Origin of the sequence: Paenibacillus zanthoxyli JH29 (assembly GCF_000520715.1) — a bacterium.
In the GTDB taxonomy this organism is placed as follows: domain Bacteria; phylum Bacillota; class Bacilli; order Paenibacillales; family Paenibacillaceae; genus Paenibacillus_AQ; species Paenibacillus_AQ zanthoxyli.
On record NZ_ASSD01000036.1, the window covers coordinates 1 to 21,391 of the forward strand.

The 21,391-nt window shown below is 51.8% G+C and carries 19 protein-coding genes; 3 read left to right on the forward strand and 16 right to left on the reverse strand.

What is annotated here, in order from left to right; translation table 11 throughout:
* Positions 1 to 246 (forward strand): hypothetical protein (locus L691_RS33280; RefSeq protein ID WP_232229067.1); only part of this gene is annotated, 246 nt, incomplete at its 5' end.
* Here L691_RS33280 and L691_RS0101640 read toward each other — a convergent pair.
* Positions 194 to 1,870 (reverse strand): glycoside hydrolase family 13 protein, encoded by a 1,677-nt coding sequence (locus L691_RS0101640; protein WP_025688384.1) that lies wholly within the window; start codon positions 1,868 to 1,870, stop codon positions 194 to 196. The two genes, L691_RS33280 and L691_RS0101640, sit on opposite strands and share 53 nt — an antisense overlap.
* A gap of 327 nt (positions 1,871 to 2,197) precedes the next feature.
* Between L691_RS0101640 and L691_RS0101645 the strand changes: the two genes are divergently transcribed.
* Positions 2,198 to 3,193 (forward strand): LacI family DNA-binding transcriptional regulator, encoded by a 996-nt coding sequence (locus L691_RS0101645; RefSeq protein ID WP_051459273.1) that lies wholly within the window; start codon positions 2,198 to 2,200, stop codon positions 3,191 to 3,193.
* Between the two features lie 131 nt (positions 3,194 to 3,324).
* Here the strand turns inward: L691_RS0101645 and L691_RS0101655 are convergent, their stop codons facing one another.
* The 14 genes from L691_RS0101655 to L691_RS0101720 form a co-directional block, all read right to left on the reverse strand.
* The gene (locus L691_RS0101655; protein ID WP_025688386.1) at positions 3,325 to 5,667 is read right to left on the reverse strand and encodes a xanthine dehydrogenase family protein molybdopterin-binding subunit; all 2,343 of its coding nucleotides are present in this window, start codon (positions 5,665 to 5,667) and stop codon (positions 3,325 to 3,327) included.
* 17 nt (positions 5,668 to 5,684) lie between these two features.
* Positions 5,685 to 7,943 carry a beta-glucosidase family protein gene (locus L691_RS0101660; protein ID WP_025688387.1) on the reverse strand — a complete coding sequence of 753 codons (2,259 nt, stop codon included), beginning with the start codon at positions 7,941 to 7,943 and terminating at the stop codon, positions 5,685 to 5,687.
* A 10-nt stretch (positions 7,944 to 7,953) separates the two neighbouring features.
* The gene (locus L691_RS0101665) at positions 7,954 to 10,248 is read right to left on the reverse strand and encodes a xanthine dehydrogenase family protein molybdopterin-binding subunit (RefSeq protein ID WP_025688388.1); all 2,295 of its coding nucleotides are present in this window, start codon (positions 10,246 to 10,248) and stop codon (positions 7,954 to 7,956) included.
* A 1-nt stretch (position 10,249) separates the two neighbouring features.
* Positions 10,250 to 10,759: a (2Fe-2S)-binding protein gene (locus L691_RS0101670; RefSeq protein WP_036734672.1), complete on the reverse strand. Its 510-nt coding sequence runs from the start codon at positions 10,757 to 10,759 to the stop codon at positions 10,250 to 10,252.
* A 26-nt stretch (positions 10,760 to 10,785) separates the two neighbouring features.
* Positions 10,786 to 11,658 carry an FAD binding domain-containing protein gene (locus L691_RS0101675; RefSeq protein ID WP_025688390.1) on the reverse strand — a complete coding sequence of 291 codons (873 nt, stop codon included), beginning with the start codon at positions 11,656 to 11,658 and terminating at the stop codon, positions 10,786 to 10,788.
* A gap of 21 nt (positions 11,659 to 11,679) precedes the next feature.
* On the reverse strand, positions 11,680 to 12,114 hold the full coding sequence (locus L691_RS0101680) for an SRPBCC family protein (RefSeq protein ID WP_025688391.1): 435 nt from the start codon (positions 12,112 to 12,114) through the stop codon (positions 11,680 to 11,682).
* 54 nt (positions 12,115 to 12,168) lie between these two features.
* Positions 12,169 to 12,864 (reverse strand): isochorismatase family protein, encoded by a 696-nt coding sequence (locus L691_RS0101685; protein ID WP_025688392.1) that lies wholly within the window; start codon positions 12,862 to 12,864, stop codon positions 12,169 to 12,171.
* A gap of 12 nt (positions 12,865 to 12,876) precedes the next feature.
* Positions 12,877 to 13,248, reverse strand: coding sequence for a DsrE family protein (locus L691_RS0101690; RefSeq protein WP_025688393.1), 372 nt, complete (start codon positions 13,246 to 13,248; stop codon positions 12,877 to 12,879).
* A 90-nt stretch (positions 13,249 to 13,338) separates the two neighbouring features.
* Positions 13,339 to 14,154, reverse strand: coding sequence for a DUF3891 family protein (locus tag L691_RS0101695; protein WP_025688394.1), 816 nt, complete (start codon positions 14,152 to 14,154; stop codon positions 13,339 to 13,341).
* Between the two features lie 21 nt (positions 14,155 to 14,175).
* Positions 14,176 to 15,441, reverse strand: a complete 1,266-nt coding sequence (locus L691_RS0101700) for an FAD-dependent monooxygenase (RefSeq protein ID WP_025688395.1) — start codon at positions 15,439 to 15,441, stop codon at positions 14,176 to 14,178.
* 32 nt (positions 15,442 to 15,473) lie between these two features.
* Positions 15,474 to 16,166, reverse strand: a complete 693-nt coding sequence (locus tag L691_RS0101705) for a GntR family transcriptional regulator (protein ID WP_025688396.1) — start codon at positions 16,164 to 16,166, stop codon at positions 15,474 to 15,476.
* A gap of 205 nt (positions 16,167 to 16,371) precedes the next feature.
* Positions 16,372 to 17,673, reverse strand: coding sequence for an ABC transporter substrate-binding protein (locus L691_RS0101710; RefSeq protein WP_025688397.1), 1,302 nt, complete (start codon positions 17,671 to 17,673; stop codon positions 16,372 to 16,374).
* Between the two features lie 84 nt (positions 17,674 to 17,757).
* A complete protein-coding gene (locus tag L691_RS0101715) occupies positions 17,758 to 18,591 on the reverse strand; it encodes a carbohydrate ABC transporter permease (protein WP_025688398.1) in 834 nt (277 codons plus the stop codon).
* Positions 18,591 to 19,472, reverse strand: coding sequence for a carbohydrate ABC transporter permease (locus tag L691_RS0101720; protein ID WP_025688401.1), 882 nt, complete (start codon positions 19,470 to 19,472; stop codon positions 18,591 to 18,593). The genes L691_RS0101715 and L691_RS0101720 overlap by 1 nt, the downstream gene beginning before the upstream one ends.
* 421 nt (positions 19,473 to 19,893) lie before the next feature.
* Between L691_RS0101720 and L691_RS30415 the strand changes: the two genes are divergently transcribed.
* Positions 19,894 to 20,766 (forward strand): LysR family transcriptional regulator, encoded by an 873-nt coding sequence (locus L691_RS30415; RefSeq protein ID WP_025688402.1) that lies wholly within the window; start codon positions 19,894 to 19,896, stop codon positions 20,764 to 20,766.
* Between the two features lie 81 nt (positions 20,767 to 20,847).
* Here L691_RS30415 and L691_RS0101730 read toward each other — a convergent pair.
* A partial coding sequence (locus L691_RS0101730) for an MFS transporter (protein WP_025688403.1) occupies positions 20,848 to 21,391 on the reverse strand: 544 nt, incomplete at its 5' end.

Here is a 21,391-nt window from a genome sequence, read left to right on the forward strand (position 1 = left end):
GATGCGGCAGGCGCCTCTGAAGAAGTAGGCGCCTGGCTCGATACTGAAGCTTCATTGCCAGGAGGGGTATTAATTGAGGCACAGCCGGCGATTATCAGAAGGAATAGCGATAGCCATAGTATTCGGGAGAACCTAAGGCTCTTCTGTCTGGAAGTCATGGAATTCTCTCCTTTCCAGCCTTATTTTAACCAAATTACTGTTTTTGAGCCAGCCGGTATACCCTTGCCTCATAAGGCTTCAGGTTAATCGTCCGGATGCTGCCGCCCGCAGGAGCTTCATAATTGGAGAGCAGTAACTCGGCAGAGCTGTAACGGACAGCTTTTGGCAAATGGAACAGCGCCTCTTCCGCGAACAGGTTGGTGATAATCAGCAGCCGGTCATCCTCAAGCGTTCGGGTGTAAGCATAAATCTGCTTGTGCTCCGGCAAGATCAGGTCATAGGCGCCATAAACGGCGACTGGATGGCTCTTGCGCAGATGGATCATTTTTCTATAATAGTGGTAAACCGAGTCGGGATTCTCAATCTCGCTTTCGACATTGATTTCCTTGTAATTCGGATTCACCTTCATCCATGGCGTTCCTGCTGTAAATCCGGCCTGCTCCCCGGCAGTCCACTGCATAGGCGTTCGGGAGTTGTCCCGCCCGTTCTTCCAAATGACCTGCATAATCTCCTCATGGGACTTGCCTTCCTCCCTTTCAAGACGGTACACGTTCTTCATATGCACATCGTCATAATCGTCGATAGACGGGAACTGCACGTTCGTCATGCCGATCTCCTGCCCCTGATAGATGAAAGGCGTCCCTTGCATCAGAAAATACATCGTTGCCAGCGCCTTGGCCGACTGCACCCGCAGCGCTCCGTCATCTCCATAAGTGGAGACCGAGCGGGGTTTATCGTGATTCTCCATAAAGAGCGCGTTCCAGCCGGTGCCTTCAAGCGCTTTTTGCCATTCGGTCAGCACCTTTTTGAAGGTTAGCAGGTCGAAGCCGCTCTCCAGGCTCTTGTCCCACAGATGCATATGATTGAATTGGAACACCATGTTGAACTTGCCTTTTTCCTTGCTGACCCACTGATCCGCGTCTTCCGCCGTAACCCCGCTCGCTTCCCCGACGGTCATAATATCGTACTTGTCGAACGTTTCCCGCTTCAGTTCTTCGAGGAAATCATGGATGCCTTCCCGGTTCATATGCCCTTCAAAAGCACTCACATAGCGCAAACCTTCCGGGTTCGGAAGGTCGGGAAAGCCGGCCAGCTTCTTTATATGCGAGATGGCGTCGATCCGGAAACCGTCAATGCCTTTATCCATCCACCAGTTGACCATTTCGTACAAATCCTGGCGCACATCGGGATTCTCCCAGTTCAGATCCGGCTGTCTCTTGGAGAACACATGCATAAAATACTGGTCCGTAACCATGTCATATTCCCAGATAGACCCGCCAAAGATGCTGTCCCAGTTATTCGGCTCCGCGCCGTCTTTCGGATCGGCCCATATATAGTAGTCCCGTTTCGGGTTGTCTTTGCTTGACCGCGATTCGATGAACCAGGGATGCTCATCCGAGGTATGGTTGATGACCAGGTCCATGATCAGCTTCATCTCTCTGCGGTGAACCTGCTCCAGCAGCTCGTCGAAATCCTCCATCGCACCGAATTCGTCCATAATGTCATGATAATCCGAAATATCGTACCCGTTATCGTCATTGGGCGACTTGTAGATCGGGCAGATCCAGATCACGTCGATCCCTAGGTTTTTCAGATAATCCAGCTTGCCGATAATTCCCCGTAAATCGCCGATTCCGTCACCGTTGCCGTCCATAAAACTGCGGGGATAGATTTGATATGCCACCGCTTCTTTCCACCAAATTCGTTCCACTGCTGTCAGCTCCTCCAACCTGCTTTAGGGAAAATTTTTTCCTATTTGCAGTATAGAACGAATGTTTTTTCCCGGTCAAGTCCAATTGGAAATAGGATGCTGCCGTGTTATGATACATATATATAGAAGCCAGCATATAAAACACTGCGATAATACTGCACTTGAGCTATTCTATCGCCGATAGGCTTAAAAATTGGTTGCATTTTTTTCGTGCCAATCTCGTCTTCCACTCAGGAAAAAAGATAGCCATTCTCGAATTATACAGCTTTTTTAGGAAAATATTTTCCCGCTATGGGACATCTTATTATTCGGAGTTGTGGTGCTAAGATGAAGGTAACGATTCATGATATTGCCAAAATGGCTGGGGTTTCCATCTCAACCGTCTCCAGAGTCATCAATAACAGTAAACCGGTAAACGAGGAAGTCCGGATGAAAGTGATGGAAGCCATCAAGCAGACTAACTACCGTTCCGGCGTTGCCGCAGGCGATGGCGCCAAGACCGATTCCGCGTTGATCGGAGTCATTGCCCCCCAGTTCAGCCAGACGGTGCTTAATGATATGGTGGCGGGCATTGAGTCGGTTTCCCGGTTGTACGGCTATGAGCTGCTTATCGGGCTGACGGACGGAACGCTTGAAAGCGAGCTTGATCATTTGAGAAGGTTCGGGAACATCGAGTCGCAGGGTATCATTTTTGTCGGGTCCATGCTGGAACGAAGGCATACCCAAACGATTGAAGCGTCGGGAATTCCCTGCGTTGTAATCGGGCAGATCTCCAATACTCCATCCATCCCTTCCGTCCATGTGGATAACATCACCGCCTCCTACGAAGCCGTGACCCATCTCATCCAAAAGGGACACCGCCGCATCGCGATGATTCGTGGAATAGGCGACGAGGGCATTGGAAACGACCGTTACCAGGGATTTCGCCAGGCGATGAACGATGCGGGACTTCCCGTCCGCAGGGAATGGGTTGTGAATAGCGCGCTGTCCGTGGATGACGGGATGAACGCCATGCGCAAGCTGGCGGAAACCGGCGAAATGCCAACCGCAGTATTCTGCTCAACGGACTGGATGGCGATCGGGGCGATGAATTATGTATTGGATCAAGGCATGCGAATTCCGGAGGATGTAGCTGTATTCGGGTTTGACGGCAGCTATCTGTCGTCCATCTTCCGCCCCAAGCTCTCAACGGTGGAGTATTCCGCAACGGAAATCGGCATGACGGCCACCCGCAACCTGATCAAAATGATTAAGGGCGCTTCGGATATCCCGCAGCATTCCAATGTCACGCATTATCTGGCGATTCGCGAAAGCACGAACTAACGACAGGCAGAGTGCATGGACCGCTCCCGGCAAAACAGCAAGCTTCCGGCGGCACGGAAGCTTGCTGTTTTTATGAATTTCGGTATTTCAGTTCCCTCCGGCCGGTTTCACGCTTACAGAAGCTTGACCCATTATTGAATGGCAACTTCACCTTGTTCCAACGCCGCTTTGCTCAATTGCTCCTTCAGATACAAAGGTTTAACCGGTATTTTATGAATTTTGACGCCCGTATGACGCAGCGCATCCTGAACGGCCGACTGAATGACGGCGAGAACCGGGATCGACCCGCTTTCACCGGCTCCTTTGACGCCAAGCGGATTCAGCGGAGACGGCGTTTCAATATGATGAATCGTCATTTCCGGAATTTCCGTGGAAGAAGGGACGAGATAATCCATCAGGCTGCTCGTAAGAAGCTGCCCTTCCCGGTCGTAGACAATTTCTTCATATAAGGCGTTGCCGATTCCATTCGATATGCCGCCCTGATACTGCCCGGTCACAATCAGCGGATTAAGCAGCTTGCCGCTGTCGTGAACCGATAAATAATGCAAAACCTTAATTTGCAGCGTCTCGGGCTCCACCTCGACGACAGCCATATCGGACATCGACGTAATGGCCGCACCCTCGGGAGCAAAATAATCGGTTGCCTCCAGCATCGGATCGGTTGGAAGATCGTAGGTTTTCCCCGGAGCGCCCCCCTTCGCCGCATGGGACAAGGCTCCCAGTGTAATGTGTATACCGGGCTCGTCTTTTTTACGGACATACCCGCCGGCCAATTCAAGCGCGTTTTCCGGTACATTCAGCTCATGCGCAGCAAGCCGGAGCGCATGCTGCTTCACCTTCTGGGCCGCCTTGTACACCGCATTGCCCGCAATGGTCGCAATCCTGCTGGCGAATGTGCCGGTACCGTACGGAAAGAGGCTCGTGTCGCCTTCCCGGACGATCACCTTCTCAAGCGGGACATCCAGCACTTCCGCCGCAACCTGGGCCAGAGACGTTTCATGCCCCTGCCCCTGGGTGGCGGCGCCTGTAAACACCGTCACTTCGCCCGTATCCTCCACGCGGACGGTCGCCCCTTCATAATTGCCGAAGCCGGTGTTCTCGATACAGACGACCGTTCCGATTCCGACATTTCTGCCTTGCTTCCGGTACTCCTCCTGAAGCTTGCGCCACCGCGCGTACTCCCCTTCCAATTGTACGGTTTCCACAAGCTTAGGGAAATTGCCGCTATCGTAAATCTGGGGCTTCCCGTCTCTTGACAAAAGACCGGTGCGGTACGGAAATTCATCCGCCTGAATCAGATTGCGCCGCTTTATTTCAAGCGGGTCCATATTCAGCACATGAGCCGCTTCATCCAGCAATCGGTTCAGAATCATGGCCGCCTGCGGTCTTCCCGCTCCCCGGTACGGCGCAAGCGGAACCGTATTCGTATAGAAGACGTCGATTTCGCAGGCATAGTCGGTCACGCGGTACGGGCCGGGGATTAGCGAAGAGGTAATGATGGGAACAATCACGCCCCACGGTACGTATGCGCCCGTGCTCGCCAGACCTTTATCGATTACCGCTACGATTTTGCCTTCCCGGGTTACGCCCAGCGTCGCCTCGTGAATCTGTTCGCGCTCATGGATGCAGCTCATCATATGCTCCATCCGGTCCTCAATCCAGCTTACGGGCGCGCCCACCTGAAGCGAGGCCCACGGAACGAGCATGTCCTCCACGTAGAACGGAGCCTTCGCGCCAAAAGCGCCGCCGACATCCGGGGCAATGACCCGGACCTGGTGTTCCGAGATCCGGAACGTTTCCGACAGAATTTTACGCATTTCATGCTGGCTCTGCGTCGCGGCGTACACTTCCAGCACAGGTTCCGGCTGGTGATGGCTCCACTTCGCGAGGAGCCCGCGCGTCTCAATCGGCAGACAGCTCACCCGGCCGATTTCAAACCGGTGGCTGACAACGACATCGGCTTCCTTCATCTTTTCATGAGCGTTGCCGATCGATTGACTGATGTGCATCGCCAGATTGGATGCCATATGCTGGTGGGCTAATGGCGCTCCGGGACGTGCGGCATCTTCCAGAAAGGAAACGGCAGGGAGCTTCTCATATTTGATTTTGATCAAATCTACTGCGTCTTCGGCTATATATCTGGAGGCCGCAATGACCATGGCAACCGGCTCGCCGACATGGTGAACGGTTCTGTCAAGCGGCCGCTGGGTAACGGATATCAGATTGGGATTGGGAAATACAACAGGCAGGCAGGGGAGGTCCGCCGCTTCATCCGGGCCAAATACCGCTACGACCCCTGGCAGATTTCTCGCCTGCTCCAGATCGATTTCCGTAATACGGGCATGTGCGTGCGTGCTGCGCAGAAAAGCGGCGCTGAGCGCTCCGTCCATGTGAATATCGGCAATATAACGCCCCTGTCCACTGGTCAATCGCGGATCAATTTTCCGTTTCATGGACTGACCTATATACTTCATTCCTTCACCTCCACAGTCTATAGACCGAACAACTCTTCCATCATCCGGTCGGACCAGCGCTCCGCCGTTCCGTCTTTGGACAGAAGCTTGATAAATCTCCACAATGGCATCTCCAGGAAAAAGCCTCTCATCTTCCCGGCCAGAATCGTCTCTTTCAGGTTCTCATCTTCCGCAACATGCTCAGCTAAGTAGCGGACAGCCTGCAAGCCTCGCTCAGTCTTAAGCCACTGCTTCAGAAGGCTGTTTGCGTCAAGCGTTATTTCGGTCTTACCGGCGAATTCAATATGAACGCGCGTGGACAAGCGAATGTCGCGCGAAGAAGCGCCAATGGACAGAATAAAGTCTCCACTGTCGGCCGTCCAGCCTCCGGCAGCCGGATGGTAATAGGAGAAGTCGCTTTTTTCTAATTGCAGTGTAACGGTCTGTGTTTCATCCGGTGAGAGTTCAACCTTAGCGAATCCCTTCAATTCCCGGTCCGGGCGAACCAGCTCGCAATCCGGGTCGGAAACGTACAGCTGGACAATTTCTTTCCCGCATCTGCTCCCGGTATTCGTTACCTTGACCGACACGGCGAAGCCGCCTTCTTCCGGTTTCCGGACAACCTCAAGATCCGTATAATCAAAGCTCGTGTAGGATAAGCCATACCCGAACGGAAACAACGGCTCAATCTCTTTGCGGTCATAATAACGGTATCCGATAAATAATCCTTCGCCATATACCGTCTTGCCGTTATCGCCGGGAAAATTCAGATAAGACGGATTATCCGACAGCTTCACCGGAAAGGTCTCCGCCAGTTTACCGGAAGGATTCACCTCCCCGAACAACAGACGAGCCAAGGCACTGCCGCCTGCCTGCCCGGGAAGCCATGCCTCAAGCACGGCGGACGCATCCGAGATCCACTCGCGCATATCTACGGCAGACCCGTTATTCAGTACAACAACACAGGATTTATGAACAGAGGCCACAGCTTGCAGCAGCGCTGAGTGTCCGGCAGGTATATCCATGCTCTCCCTGTCGTTTCCCTCAAGCTCCGTGCTGCCCGCAAACAGAAGGACGACCTCCGCCTGAAGAGCTGCACGAACCGCTTCAGAAATCAGCCCTTGGTTGACCGCGCCATCCTCATCATAGCCATCCGCATAGATAATCTGCGTCCCGGGGTCCAGCATTTTTACAATCTCGTCGAAAGGAATTTCCAAGAATGACGGATTGATACTGGAGCTTCCGCCGCCCTGAATTAACGGGAACTTCGCATTTCTTCCGATAATTGCGATTGAAGGCAGCCCGGACGGCTCAAGCGGCAGAAGGCGATTGTCATTCTTGAGCAGCACCATGCTCTCTTCGGCCGCTGTCCGGGCAAGCCGGTGAGCTTGCTCCAGGCTCCAGTCAAGATCGTCAGGAGCGGGCCCTGTGCCCCCAAGGCTTTTCTCCACGGCCGACAGCACATTCAGAACCGCCCCATCCAGTGTCTCCTCGGCAAGCTCGCCCGAGTGCAGGGCTTCTTGGAGCTGCTTGCCGTTTGACAGGGCAGGGCCTGGCATCTCCAAATCGAGTCCGGCCTGAAGAGCTTTGACCCGGTCATTTACCGCCAGCCAGTCGGACATCACGAACCCGCTAAAATTCCATTCCCCGCGAAGAATATCTGTCAGCAGCAGCCGGTTTTCCGAAGCATAGGTACCATTTACTTTATTGTAGGAGCTCATAATCGACCAAGGCGCGGCTTTCTTGACCACACGCTCAAAGGCAGCCAAATAAATCTCCCTCATTGTTCGTTCATCCACTTCCGAACTGATCGTCATCCGCTCGAATTCGGTATTGTAGCAGGCAAAATGCTTCAGCGACGTGCCGATGTTCCGGCTCTGAACCCCCCTGATGAACGCCGCAGCCATTTCTCCCGCCAAGAAGGGATCTTCCGAATAATATTCGAAATTCCGGCCGCACAGAGGCGAGCGCTTCATGTTAATGCCGGGTCCCAGCAAGATTTGAACGCCCAGTTGCCGGCATTCTTTCCCTAGGCTTACGCCGATCTGTTCCATCAGCTCCACATTCCAGGAGGAGGCCAGTCCGGACGAAGTCGGGAAACAGGTGGCCGGCTTACTGACGCCAAGCAGCGTGCCATCCTGCTCCTTCCTCACTCCATGAGGGCCATCAGTCATGCAGAGCGATGGAATCCCGAGCCGTTCAACAGCGCTTGTGCTCCAAAGATCTTTTCCCGCGACTAAGCTGATTTTCTCATCCAATGTCAATTGCCCAAGCCACTTTTCTGCCAGTGAATTCATCTCGCTCGGATCACCTCTCCGGCTTCCTTTGTTTGAGTGCCTCGCGAATGCGTTCGGGCCGAAGGGGCAGAGACGTAAACGGAATAGCGTATTCCTGCAGCGCGTTTACGATCGCATTGGCAATCGCGGGGGCTACAGCTACCGTTCCGCCTTCTCCCGCGCCCTTTACTCCTAGCGGGTTCAGCGGCGAAGGATAGTTCTCCAGAATCTCGGTTGTTACCTCCGGGACTTCCATTGAGGTTGGAATCAGATAATCCATGAAGCTGCCGGACACAAGCTGTCCGATTTCATCATATTTCAGATTCTCGTAAATAGCCCCTCCAAGTCCCTGGGCCATTCCGCCAATGAGCTGGCCCTCCACAAGCATCGGGTTGATCGCCTTTCCAAGATCATAGGCAATATAATAATTCAGAATTTGCAATGCCCCTGTGTCGGGATCAAGCTCCACTTCGGCGGCGTGGCAGCCATAAGGGTAAGTCATATGCTCGATATGAAACGTGTATTTCTCACACAGCGAAATGCCAAGGTCCGAGCAAATCGGCAGTAATTCTTCCAGCGGCATAGCGGCCTGCCCCGCTTCGGCATACACCACGCCCCCGTCTTTGAGGGCGAGCATGTCCACCGGAACCTCAAGCTGCCCGGCCGCAACCTTCAGCAGCTTCTCTTTCAGCAAGCCGGCTGCGTGCCAGGCGGCCGATCCGCCGACAACCGCTCCGCGCGTGGCGAAGGAGCCGTTGCCCTTCTCCACAAGCGCGGTATCGCCGTGAACGACGCTGACATCGCCGTAAGGAATGCCCAGCTGATCGCTGCAAATTTGCGCCAGTGTCGTTGTAATCCCCTGACCGACCTCCGTCAACCCGGTCTTGCAAATCACCCGGCCGTCCGGCCGCATCTCCACCTCGGCAAATTCCCAAGGGCCAAAGCCCGACTTTTCCACAAAGGAAGCAAAGCCAAGGCCGATAAAGCGCCCTTCCTGCCTGGCCCTGGACTGCTTCCCGGCAAACTGCTCCCAGCCCATGAACTTCCGGGCGCGGTCAAGTGTCTCGGCATAGTCGCCGCTGTCATATTCAATGACTTGACCGAGAGCGGACAGCCCGTTGCTATAGGGCATCTGTTCGGGACGAATGTAATTTCGTTCCCTGACTATGGTGGGGTCCAGCTTCAAATACGCGGCGACCATGTCGATGACCCGCTCGCGGACAAATGTCCCCTCGAACCGTCCCGGCCCCCGGTACGTTCCGACCGGCGTCTTGTTGGTCAATACCAAATGCGTTACGATTTCAATGTCGCTGAAATCGTAAGGCCCGGGAAACATGGCCTGGGTCAGAGACGGCACGGTCGTACCATGCGTGCGGATATACCCGCCCTGGTCGAAGAAGATTTCATCCCGCAGCGCATAAATCCGTCCGTCGCCGTCAAAGCCGACCGTTACCCGGTGCTTCTGTTCTCTGGAGTGGTTGGTCGCTTTGAAATGCTCCAGACGGTCCTCGATCCACCTGACCGGGCGCTTCAGCCGCATGGCAGCGAACGGAATTAAATAGTCTTCCGGGTAAAATTCGCCGCGCGGCCCGAAGCCGCCGCCGCAATCCGTTTCGACCAGCCGGATTTCGTCTATATTCTTGTTCAGCAGCCGGGCCATCAGCTGATGATTGAAATGGACAACCTTCGCGGCGCCGTATACCGTCAGCCGCTCGCCCTCATCGCATAGCGCAAGCAGCCCTCTCGTTTCCATCGGAATGCCGGAGTGCCGCTGCACGTACAGCTCCTCCTCCAGCACATGCTCGCACGTCTTCAGCCGCTCCGCCGCCTCTCCCTTCCTGCCGTGAATCAGGTACATTTCATTCGTACCCGCATCGGGATGAAGGATCGGCGCCTCCGGCTCCAGCGATTGAACCGCATCCGTAACCGGAGGCAGCACTTCATATTCGATATGGATAAAATCTGCGGCGTCCTCGGCTGCATAACGGTTCTTCGCGACAATAACGGCCACCGGGTCGCCCACGTAACGGACGCGGTCTTTCGCGAGCGGATATTGCAGAGCCTTTTCTAGGATCGGGTCCGGAGACAGCCGCATCGGGATCGGACGCAGGTCGTCCGGCAGGTCGGACGCGGTCAGAATCAGGAGCACCCCGTCAAAGCCCCGGGCCTCTTCTACATCGATGGAACGAATGATCGCATGCGCATGCGGGGACCGGATGATCACGGCTTCGCATTGATCCGGAAATTGCAGATCGCCGACATATTGCCCTCTGCCCGTTACGAGATTATAATCCTCCAGCCGTTTCAGACTTGCCCCAATCGACATGTCACTCCGCCCTTTCCCTCATTTCTTTGGCCGCGTATTCCACCGCATCGACAATCCCCTGATATCCAGTACAACGGCACAAGTTGCCGGAGATCGCTTCGCGGATTTCCTCACGGCTTGGGTCCGGATTGTGCTCCAGCAGGTGACAAGCCGTCATCAGCATGCCCGGCGTGCAGAATCCGCATTGCAGTCCGTGCTTTTCCCAGAAGCCCTTTTGCAGCGGATGAAGCTCCCCGTCCTGGCTTTCCAGTCCTTCAACCGTCACGATGTCCGCCTGATCCGCTTGTACCCCGAACACGAGACAGGACCGGACGGGCCGGCCGTCCATCATAATCGTACAGGCTCCGCATACGCCGTGCTCACAGCCTACATGCGTTCCCGTAAGCCTCAGTTCGTCGCGCAGGACATCGGACAGCAGCATGCGAGGCTCCACATCAACGGTATATTCCTTATGGTTGACCTTCAACGTTATCGTCTTCAACCGGCTCGATTCCGCGGTTTTTTCCGTCATGGACGCTCATCCTCCCTTTCTTCCTGTCAGGCCAGTTTTGCTTCGTCTGCGGCTTTTTTCAGCACTCGGCGGCTTAACGCCACGCATAAATCCTTGCGGTACTCGACGCTGGCGTGTATATCCTTCTCCGGCTCAACCATATCCACGATTGGCGCGCAGCTCTCCGCGAACAATTCATCGCTCGGAGCGTGGCCGATGAGTTCGTCGGTGACATCGTCCAGCTTGACCGGAACGCCGTCCACTCCGCCGATGCAGAGCGCAGCGCTCTCTATTAGACCTTCCTCATCCAGCGTAACGGAGGCTGCTGCGATTATGATTGCGAAGTCGCCGCTGCGCAGGGTAAACTCTTCAATCGCATGGCCTGTCCGTTCCGCGATGACGGGAAAATGCACGGATTTGACAATTTCATTGGGTTCAATCGTTGTCGTCATATATGTCAGGAACAGCTCCTCCGGAGTCAATTCCCGCTCTTCGCCGCTCGACACGACGGTTACTTTCCCGCCCAGCGCGGTCAGCATAACCGGAAGCTCCGCCGTAGGGTCCGCGTGCACGATGCTGCCGCCAATCGTTCCACGGGAGCGAATCTGCGAATGCCCGATCAGCTTGATGCCTTCCGCGAGCATCGGGCAGCTATCCCGAATCTCTGCGGAGTGCTCCACCATGTAATGACGGGTCAGCCCCCCGATGACAATCTCGCTGTCGCCGACTTCAATTCCGGTCATGCCCGGAACGCCGTTAATATCAATCAGCACCGGCGGTCTAGCCAGCCGCATATTCATCATCGGAATCAGGCTTTGCCCTCCCGCCAAAATTTTGGCGTCATATCCGAACTCATCCAGTAGCGATAAGGCTTCATCCAACGTTTCCGGTTTATAATAATCGAACGCTGCGGGTTTCATTGTGTGCGGCTCCTCCCTTCCTTACACTTCCTTCGCCAGCTTCTTGAAGAAGTCTTTTACAATCATCTTGCCGATCCCGGACAGAATGCGCTGGCCCACTCCGGCAATCAGGCCGCCCACCTGGGCCGTTCCGTCATATTTGATAATCGTCACTGAATCGCTCTCGGACTGAAGCTCAACGCGGGCGTCGCCTTCGATGAATCCGGCCGGACTGTTCGCCTTCATGACAAGGCGGTAATTCTCCGGCTCATCCTTGTCGAGAATTTTAATCTCCGCCTCATAGCTGCCGCGAACCGCTGCAATGCCGATCGTAATATCGGCCTTGTACGTATCCGGCTCCGTCTCCGTAATCGAATTGCAGCCCGGTGTGGCCTTTTTCAGCACATCAGGATCATTAAGCGCCTTCCACACCGCTTCTTTTCCCGCTTTCACCTTTACTTCACCTTGAACCTCCATAAGTATCCTCCATTTCTGCTGCCCAAGTTATTGGTTAAACGGCTGCTTGTCCTATTAAACGCTCAATGGTTTCAGTTCCGCGATTACTTCGGCTACCGGCACGACATCCGCATATTTCTGCTGCATATCGAAGAGATTGATTGCATGAGAGGCAATGCCGCGGTCAAACGCGCATTCCTCCGGGACAATGACTTTAAAATTGTTGGAAAAGGCATCAATGACAGAAGCGCGCACACAGCCGCTTGTCGTACAGCCCGTCACGATGACCGAATCGACATGGCGGGCCGTCAGGTATGACATCAGCGGCGTTCCGAAGAATGCGCTCGGTTTCTTTTTGGAGATGACGATTTCGCCGTATTGCGGCTCAAGCTCGCTGACCACCTGTGCTCCCTTTGCGCCTTCAAGCAGCTCGGGGTGATCGAAAATGTTGCCTTTAATCGCAATCCGGTCATTCGGCGCGGACCTGCTGCCCTCAATAATCGTGAAGAACACCGGAATTCCGGCCTGCCTTGCGGCCGTCAGCAGTTCCTTGATATGGGCAATCGCTTCCCAACTGCTTTCCCCGCAGCTCGTCGGGTATTTCTGAATGGATTCCTCGATGCTCTCCGGTGAATCACCGGTGAATCCGTACTGCACATCTACAATAATCAGGGCCGGACGGCTGCCGATGCCCATCGCATGGCCAAGACCTGCCTTCGCATATACCCTCTTGTCCCGTTCATCCAGATAGTTGTCCCAGATTCGCGCCACGAGCAATCCTCCTTATCCGTAGGTAATAACCCGGTCATGATCGACGGTCAGACGCACCAGCACATTCGGTTCCGCAAGCTGGACCTGCTTACCGCTCAGTTCCTTCTCCGTCATCCCCCGCGCTCCGCAGGATATCCGGGAGAGATAAATAGCCCCTCCGCCTCCAATAATCGCATCATAGGATTCACGTACGGTCGTCACACCGTCTCCCACTCCGATCACGCTGTCCAGGATGTCGTCGCGCAGCAGCTGAACGGCACTCCCTGCAAGAAACATGGAGACGAAATGTCCTTCCTGAATGGCGGTCTTGGCGATAAGAAACGCCCGATCGGCCTGAGTCGGCGCTTCAGGTCCATGCGTAAGATGAATTAAAATTTTGGCCATGCCATTTCCCTCCTTGTCGTTTACAACCGCAGGTTGGACAACCATTTTGCAAAAAGCCGATATATATGCAATCCGGTATGGAATCCATGCTCAAGCTTCAGCCGGAACCAGCTTCCAGACAACCTCCTCGGTCTCGGCCTTATCCATCACTTCATAAAGCTCCTCATGCGAAGCGTAGCGGGTATCGGGAAGTTTGCGCCGCAGCACGGTCGTTTCCACAACCGAATCGAACGGGAACGGATCGACGGCAACACGGCCATCCCCCTGCCCCTGAACCGTAATCATTTCACCCTCGGAACCAAGCGTCCGGCGAACCGGACCAAGTACCCACTTCTCCTTCGTATCCTGAGTCAGCATAGATACATACTGGGACAAGCGGTCCATCATCTGTACCAATTCATAGTTCATCCACAGGTTATCTTCGAACAGGCTTCTTCGCTCCGCGCGGTTCCACAGGGCCATCTTCAGATCGACCCATTCCTTCTGCTGTCTAATCGTATTCTCGTCAATAAGCGAAGCCAGTTCACCTGGAATTTTGAATGTAAACGACGGATCATACCCGAACCGGTTGGTGTACAGACCGATCCAGTGCATGCCTACGAGCAGTCCGGCATACGGGTCTTCATCCCTGACCTGCTCATATCCCTTGCCATAGAACTCGACATGCTGCAAAAGATTGACGCTTAAGAACGGAACGGGTTGTCCGGTTTCCGGGTTGAACAATACCTCCGTGTCCGACTCGACCCAGCCGATGTCGTGCTTCTCAACGGCGAGACACATCGACTCAAAATGATCCGGACGCCGGAACTGCCCATTTCCCCAGCGGCGCGCAACCTGTCCGGCCTGAATGGAGTGATCGTATTGATTAACGATGTGCAGATGCCCGTCATATTTTGTAATGAACATTATGGCTCTCCCTTTCGGCGGTTAATCGGCAAATACAAACGATGGATCAATGTCAAGCGGCTTCTCTCGCGTATAAAGGCGCTTGTACGTTTCCGTGATGTCCGGGAGCTTGGTGCAAATGCTGAAAATATGAGGGGCCAGATCCTTCTTGACAGGCTCCCGGGTCAGGAATCTTTCCAGAGTTACCTGAAGATTCTGGATCATCTTCACCTCATCCTTGCGTCTGGCCTGAACCTGCTTCAGCGTTTCAAGCGACAGATCGCCGGTGCGGAACCCTTTATAAATCACATCTGCCGCAATAATTGCGGTCCCCATCGCCAGTGTGCTGCCAACCGCTCCCCAAGGAGTGACGCAGTGGGCGGCATCGCCGATCAGCAGGCAGCCGTCCTTGGCCCAATCCTTGACATACCGCATTTTGCATAACAACAGAACAAAGGACTTGAAGTCTTCCATCGGCTCCACATAAGGTTTAAGAATGGGCAGGTCTTCGAGAATCCGGCTTTTGAAGGCTTCAATGCCTTCTTCCTTGATTTTCTGGAACTCGCCCCGGGTGAGTGAAATTCCGCATTGGATGAGTCCGCCCAGCTTGGGCAGGAAGAGATAATTGTAGTTTTTCTGGAAGTAGAAGTGGTAAATGTTATAGTCCCATGACTCCGGCTTCTCAAAAGAGAACCATAGCAGGTCATTCACATAATAATCGAGGTCCAGTTCGAAGCCAGCGAGCTTTTCCATCGTTGAATTCCGGCCGTCCACGGCAACCGTTACCGCCGCGCGAATATCGAAATCCCCTTCCTCCGCCAGCTCCTCCGCATTTGTAGAATCCCCTGCTGTTCTCACCGCATGAACGCCGATGATTTTGTCGCCGTCTTTAATCAGGTCTTTCACTTTCGTATTGAACAGGAGCTTAAAGTTCGGGTAGTGCCGGGCCTTCTCCAAAAGCGCTGCAAGCATCGTCGGCTGGGTCAGTCTGGCACAGTAGCTATCCTCATCGATTAAGGTATCAAAGGAAAGCTGCATGATTTCCTTATGATCATGGAATACAACCACTTCATTGATCTTTACATGGTCGTGGCTTTCGATATAGTCAAGCAGGTTAAGCTGCTTCATCATCTGGACAAAACGCGGCTGGGTAATTTCCCCCCGATATTCCCTATGAAAATCCGCATTCTTCTCCAGTACAATCACGTTAATTCCCTGTTTGGCAAGCAGCAATCCGAGCAGCATTCCGGCAGGACCGGCTCCAACAATGCATACGTCTGTCTTCACTTCGTTCTTAGGCGTCTCCATAGATGCGTCACCTCTCCCTTCCGTACCATCCGTTAGCTTTTTCGAAGTTCTCCTGCCATTTGCAGCGTGCCTGGCGGCTCTATCATGAGTTTAATGGAATCCCATACATGCTCCTGCATCCGGGTACGGGCCAGCTTCGGGTTCCGGGCCATCAATGCATCCAGAATGCCCTGGTGCTGATGGAAGGTGCTGAAATGCCGGTCCTTATTGCGGCTCCATGCCATGACTTGAATCCAGTTAATCCCCACTCTTAAATGCTGGAGCGTATTTATTAATGAGAGATTTCCGCCGGCCTCCACGATGAGATCATGAAACTGGTTATTTAGTACAATCGCTTCATCCGAGCGTTCCGTCTCAAATGTCCGGTGCAGGTGGAGAATCTCCTCCATCTTGCCGAACATAAGCTTACTTCCCCGCTCGGCCGCGAGCTCCGCAGCCAGGCCCTCAAGCTCGGCGCGAAGCTCGTAATAATCCTGGATTTCTTTAGTAGAGTATTCTTTGATACGGACGCCGTGATGGGGGACCAATTCAAGCACCTGCTCCTGTACAAGCATTCTCAGCGCTTCCCTGATCGGTGTGCTGCTGACACCAAGCATCTCCTTGAGCTGGCGCTCCCTGATCCATATGCCCGGTTCAAACTGGCCGCTCATTACGTAGTCAAACAATCTTTTATAGACGGCCATGGTTGTTGTTTCTTTAACTAGCTTGTCGGGCTGCTGCGTCATGTGTATTCACTCCTTGCCTGTCCGGGTTCGCTTTCCTGTCCCTAAAAAAACTATATTATATATAATATATATTGTTAAATATCAATTGCTTATGTTCCGATAAAGTTGATGAATGTTAGATATAATCCGGCATTTTTTCATCTTCTGGCATAGGGCTGGAGCATCCCTTACAATCTTGGATGCTCCAGCCTTATGTTTTATAAAACTATTTTTTCAGCTTGTTCCAGGAGGCCTGGAATTCGGCCAGCATTTGATCGGGAGTCGATTTACCGGCCACGTACTTCTGCATCGACTGCGCAATTTCCGTATATAGACCTTCCGGCATTTTCGACGCTTGCATCGGAAGTGAATTTCCTTCCTCCGAAAACTTCGTCAGATCATCACCGATGCTTCCCACATCAGCCGGGTCGGCCTTAATGCTCTTGAAAGCGGGAACCAGCTTGAATTCCTTGGCTACATTTTGTTTTCCGATATCGGATGTAACGAGCCAGTTCAAAAATTCCTTCGCCTGCTCCTTAACCGGTGAATTTTTATTCACTACCCAAATGGTAGGCGAAGTAAATACCGCGTTTTTGTTAAAATCCGCATCATCGCTAACCGGCATCGGCATCAGTCCGGCCTGGATATTCGGATTGATTTTATCAATAAGCGGTTGAATCCAGTTGCCCGCCGGGATCATGGCTCCCTGGCCGGTGGCGAACATGGTCATCGACGTGTTGTAATCTGTGGTCAACGGATTGGCATTGCCGTACTTCATAGCAATATCGAGATATTTCGGCAGCCCTTTGAACACATCGTTGCCTGCAAACGTTGCCGCCCCGCTATTCAGGTCCGCGATAAATTTATCCGTATCCGGCACCTTGGCCATAAAGGAATCAAATATTGTAATCCCGAGATCCCATACGCTGGCGTAGTCATTTACAAACGGCGTAAAGCCTTGCGCTTTAAGCTTGGTGCTCGCTTCTTCCAGTTCAGACAGTGTCTTCGGCAGCTCGGTAATTCCGGCTTTGGCGAACATTTCTTTATTGTAGACAAGTCCGGACCCTTCCAGCGACAACGGGAAGCCGTACAGCTTGCCGTCTTTCATCATCGGCGCTTTGGCAGAATCGACAGCATCGCTCACCCAAGGCTGATCCGTCAGATCCTCAAGATGATCGGCCCACACATCCATATCGCTGTATCCGCCGTTATTGAAAATATCCGGCATTTCATTCGCCGCCAGCTTAGCCTTCAGCTTTGTGCCATATTGGCTGGACAGAACAGACTCAATTTCAATCTTGACACCCGGATGGGTCTTCTCATACTCGGCCTTCACTACTTTAAGCTGTTCGGCTATTTCCACCTTCTGCTGGAACAGCTTAATCGTAACCTCCTTCTGCGCGTTCGATTCCCCGTTACCGGCAGCATCGGCGCCGGTATTGGCCCCGCTGTTTGAATTGGCCCCGCAAGCGGCCAACAAGTAACACATCAACACTAGGACGCATGAAATGATGAACGAACGCTTCATATTCTGTAAACCCTCCTGTAATTGTTTTTTCTCGTTACGATGCATATATGAAGGTGTCGGATGACACTCACATTTTAAAACCGGTTACCCTTTTACCGCTCCATCGGCAATACCTTGGATGACATGACGCTGCGCCATAAAGAACAAGATCATGACAGGGATCATACCCATAACCAGTACCGCAAGCGCCAAATCCCATTGGGTCATGTATTGCCCGAACAAGGAACTGGTGGCTGTCTGTATCGTTTGAAGACCAGGTTTTTGCAGTACGAGCATCGGCAGCAGGAAATCATTCCAAATCCACAAGCTGTTCAGCACGAGAACGGTGACGGTCATTGGCTTCAGCAGCGGAACGATGATTCGAAAGAAGGTGCCGTAAGGCGTGCAGCCGTCAACAACCGCCGATTCTTCAATTTCTTTGGGTATCGCTATAATGAAGCTGCTGTATAGAAACAGCGTAAAGGAAACCCCCATCCCCATGTAAGCAATCACCACTCCGGTAAAAGTGTTCATCAGGTTAACCCAGCCAAACATCTTCACCATCGGAATCATAATCGACTGAAAAGGAATGACCATCGCCAGCATGAACATGGAGAACAAGATGCGGTTCATCCGGCTCTTATTGCGGACCAGGCGGTACGCAGCCATAGAAGAAATAATAATCAAGCCCAAATTACTGAAAATGGTAATTATCAGCGTGTTTTTAAAAGCCTGAGGGTAGTTCAATGCTTTCCAGGCATTCACATAGTTTTCAGCATGCAGGACCCCCGGAAGACCCGCCGTATCCGTGAGCAGCTCCGCGAAGCTTTTAAACGAGTTAACGATGACAAAATAGAACGGAGAGAGAAACACCAGCGCCAGCAGGAACGCCAGCAGCTCGATGCCAAACCATTTGAATGAATACGATCTTCCGAACATTACATTTCCACCTCCCGGCTTTTCGTAAGCTTAACCTGAATCAAAGTGATAAAGGTGACGGCTACGAAGAAGATCAGCGCTTTTGCCGTACCTAAGCCATAACGGTTATTCCCGAATGCTTCATTATAAATGTTCATTGCAACGGATTCGGTGGAACCGTAAGGCCCTCCGCTGGTCAGAGAGTAGTTCAAGTCAAACATTTTGAATGTCCACGAAATGGAGATAAACAAACATACCGTCACAGTCGGCATAATCAGCGGAATGATAATATTCTTCAGAATTTGCCACTTGCCCGCCCCGTCAATTACAGAAGCTTCAATCAGATCCTTTGGCACGTTCGCCAGGCCCGCAATATAGATAACCATCAGGTAACCTGCTCCCTGCCACACGCTGACGATGATAAGGGCCCAGTATGCCGTAGCTTCGGTTCCCAGCCAGGGGAGATTAAAGAAAGACAAGTTCGTGAGTTTTCCAATGCCGGGAAAGCCTTGTACCAGAATGAACTGCCAGATAAATCCAAGAACGAGTCCACCCAACACATTTGGCAGAAAAAAGATCGTTCGGATCGCACTCCGGCTTTTCAGCGGCAGCGACAGCAGATAAGCCAGAGCAAATCCGATTACATTGTTCAGAATTACTGCGGTTAAGGTAAACCGGGTGGTGAACCAGAACGACTGGCCAAATTCCGGGTCCTTTAAAAAAATCGTTGAAAAATTGTTTAATCCGACCCAGACCGCATTACCGGATACACCATCCCAGCTTGTCATCGAATAATAAATTCCGAAAAAGAACGGGATTGCAATGACGATGGAGTAGAATAATATTGCCGGACCAATAAAAAAGGCTTGCTGCATCCATTGCGAGGATATCCATCTCTTCACAGTTGATCCCCTTTCCAGCTTGGAAGATCTTTCGAGAACAGGATGCATATTTATTGAAGCCCGGTTATTGTCCATGTTCAATCTCCTCCTGTCTGTGTAAAATAGATTAAATTTTAATATTCTCTGTTAAGGGGATTATAAAATGCATTATATATAATGTTAAATATGAATCCCTTATTTCCATATAAAAATTAAGCATGTTAGGTGCGGTTTTCTGACATAAAGCTATGATAAATGTCACTTATTATGACGCAACAAGCATTTTATCCGATGAAAATATGAATAAACCGTGGACTAAATATTATATATGATATATATTGTTACATAGAAGAAGGTTTCGAGGCAGTTGTGGTAGATTTGAAGTGTGTGGATTTTATTGATAATATTTCCATATTATATTATCAGGGGGGAATTCTTGACCATGAACATCGTGCATCTGGAGACTTTCATCATCGTGTGTACTTACGGTAATTTTACAGAGGCGGCCAGGCATCTTTACGTTCCTCAACCAACCGTAACCAACCGCATCAATCAGTTGGAGGATGAGCTCGGTCAAGAGCTTTTTGCCAGAGGAAAGTCAGGAAAACGAAATGTTCAGCTTACGCGTGCGGGAGAAAGGTTTTTACCTCATGCCCAATCCGTCGTTGATACGCTCAAGATGGCCAAGCAGGAAATTACTCACACCACCTCGTTGTCAATCGGAAGCTCAGTTCCCCTCAGTCACCCTCTCATCTATAATGTCATTCAGGATCTTTCCAATCTGAACGAGCATTTGAATATCCATTTGATCTCTCTGGAATCTTCTATTATTTTAAAGGCGTTGGTTGATAATGTAATAGACGTCGCTTTTACAACCGATTTGATGATGAGCACCTGCTATCAGACCTATCCGCTTGGCTCTGAGGAGTTCAACCTGATCCTCCCGGCCGATCACCCGTTATCGAATCAGCCCTTGCTGGAGAACTTCGTCTGCATGGAACAAGAGAATATCATCTTCTACGAACCCTATAAGAACAGCATCGAGGATTTATCGGAGCTGAATTTTAAAAAGAAGCTTTACTCGAACCAGTTTGAAGTAATCAAAAGCCTGATCCATGAACAGCACGGAATCAGCATTCTTCCCCCCATGATTCTTGAGAAGGAAATCAAAAATAACGAAATGGTCAGCATTCCGTTATCGGAAAATATTCAACTGAATAAAATCAACTATTATTTAACCTGCAATAAAGAGAATTTATTGAAAAAGGGGATTCGTTTGAATCAGGAGAACTGGACCTTCGAAGAGGTTGTCTAGCTGATCAAGATATACGTAACGAAAGGTATTATAAAAGGCCATGTTTCTACTTTGTAGAAACATGGCCTTTTATGTGGAAGCTTATAACGCATGATCTAGAGAGGTCTCTCCTTCGTCCATGTCCAATACATCAGGGCGAGTCTCTTTGCCCAGAAGAAGTACACTGAGAGCACCGATGACAATAAAGCCGCAAAATATAGCAAAGATAATACCGAAGGTTACCTGTGCCGCTACAAGATACCCAAGCAGCAACGGCCCCAAAATCCCTCCTGTACGTCCAATAGCCGAAGCTATCCCAGTACCGGTTGAGCGAATTTTAGACTCATATTGCTCCGGGGTATAGGCCCAAATGGTGCCTATTGCTCCTACATTGAAGAAGGAAAGGAGAATTCCACATATCATAAGCATAGACAGCGAATCCGCATTGCCGAAGAAATAGCCGCAAATGGCTGCCATGATTAAATAGGTTATAATAACGAACTTGCGTCCCACTTTATCAATCAACCAGGCAGCACTTAGCAAGCCAGGTAATTGAGCCAGCGTCATAATAAGAACGTATCCAAAGCTTTTGACCAGAGCAAAGCCTTTCAGAACCATCACTGACGGCAGCCATAGAAACATGCCA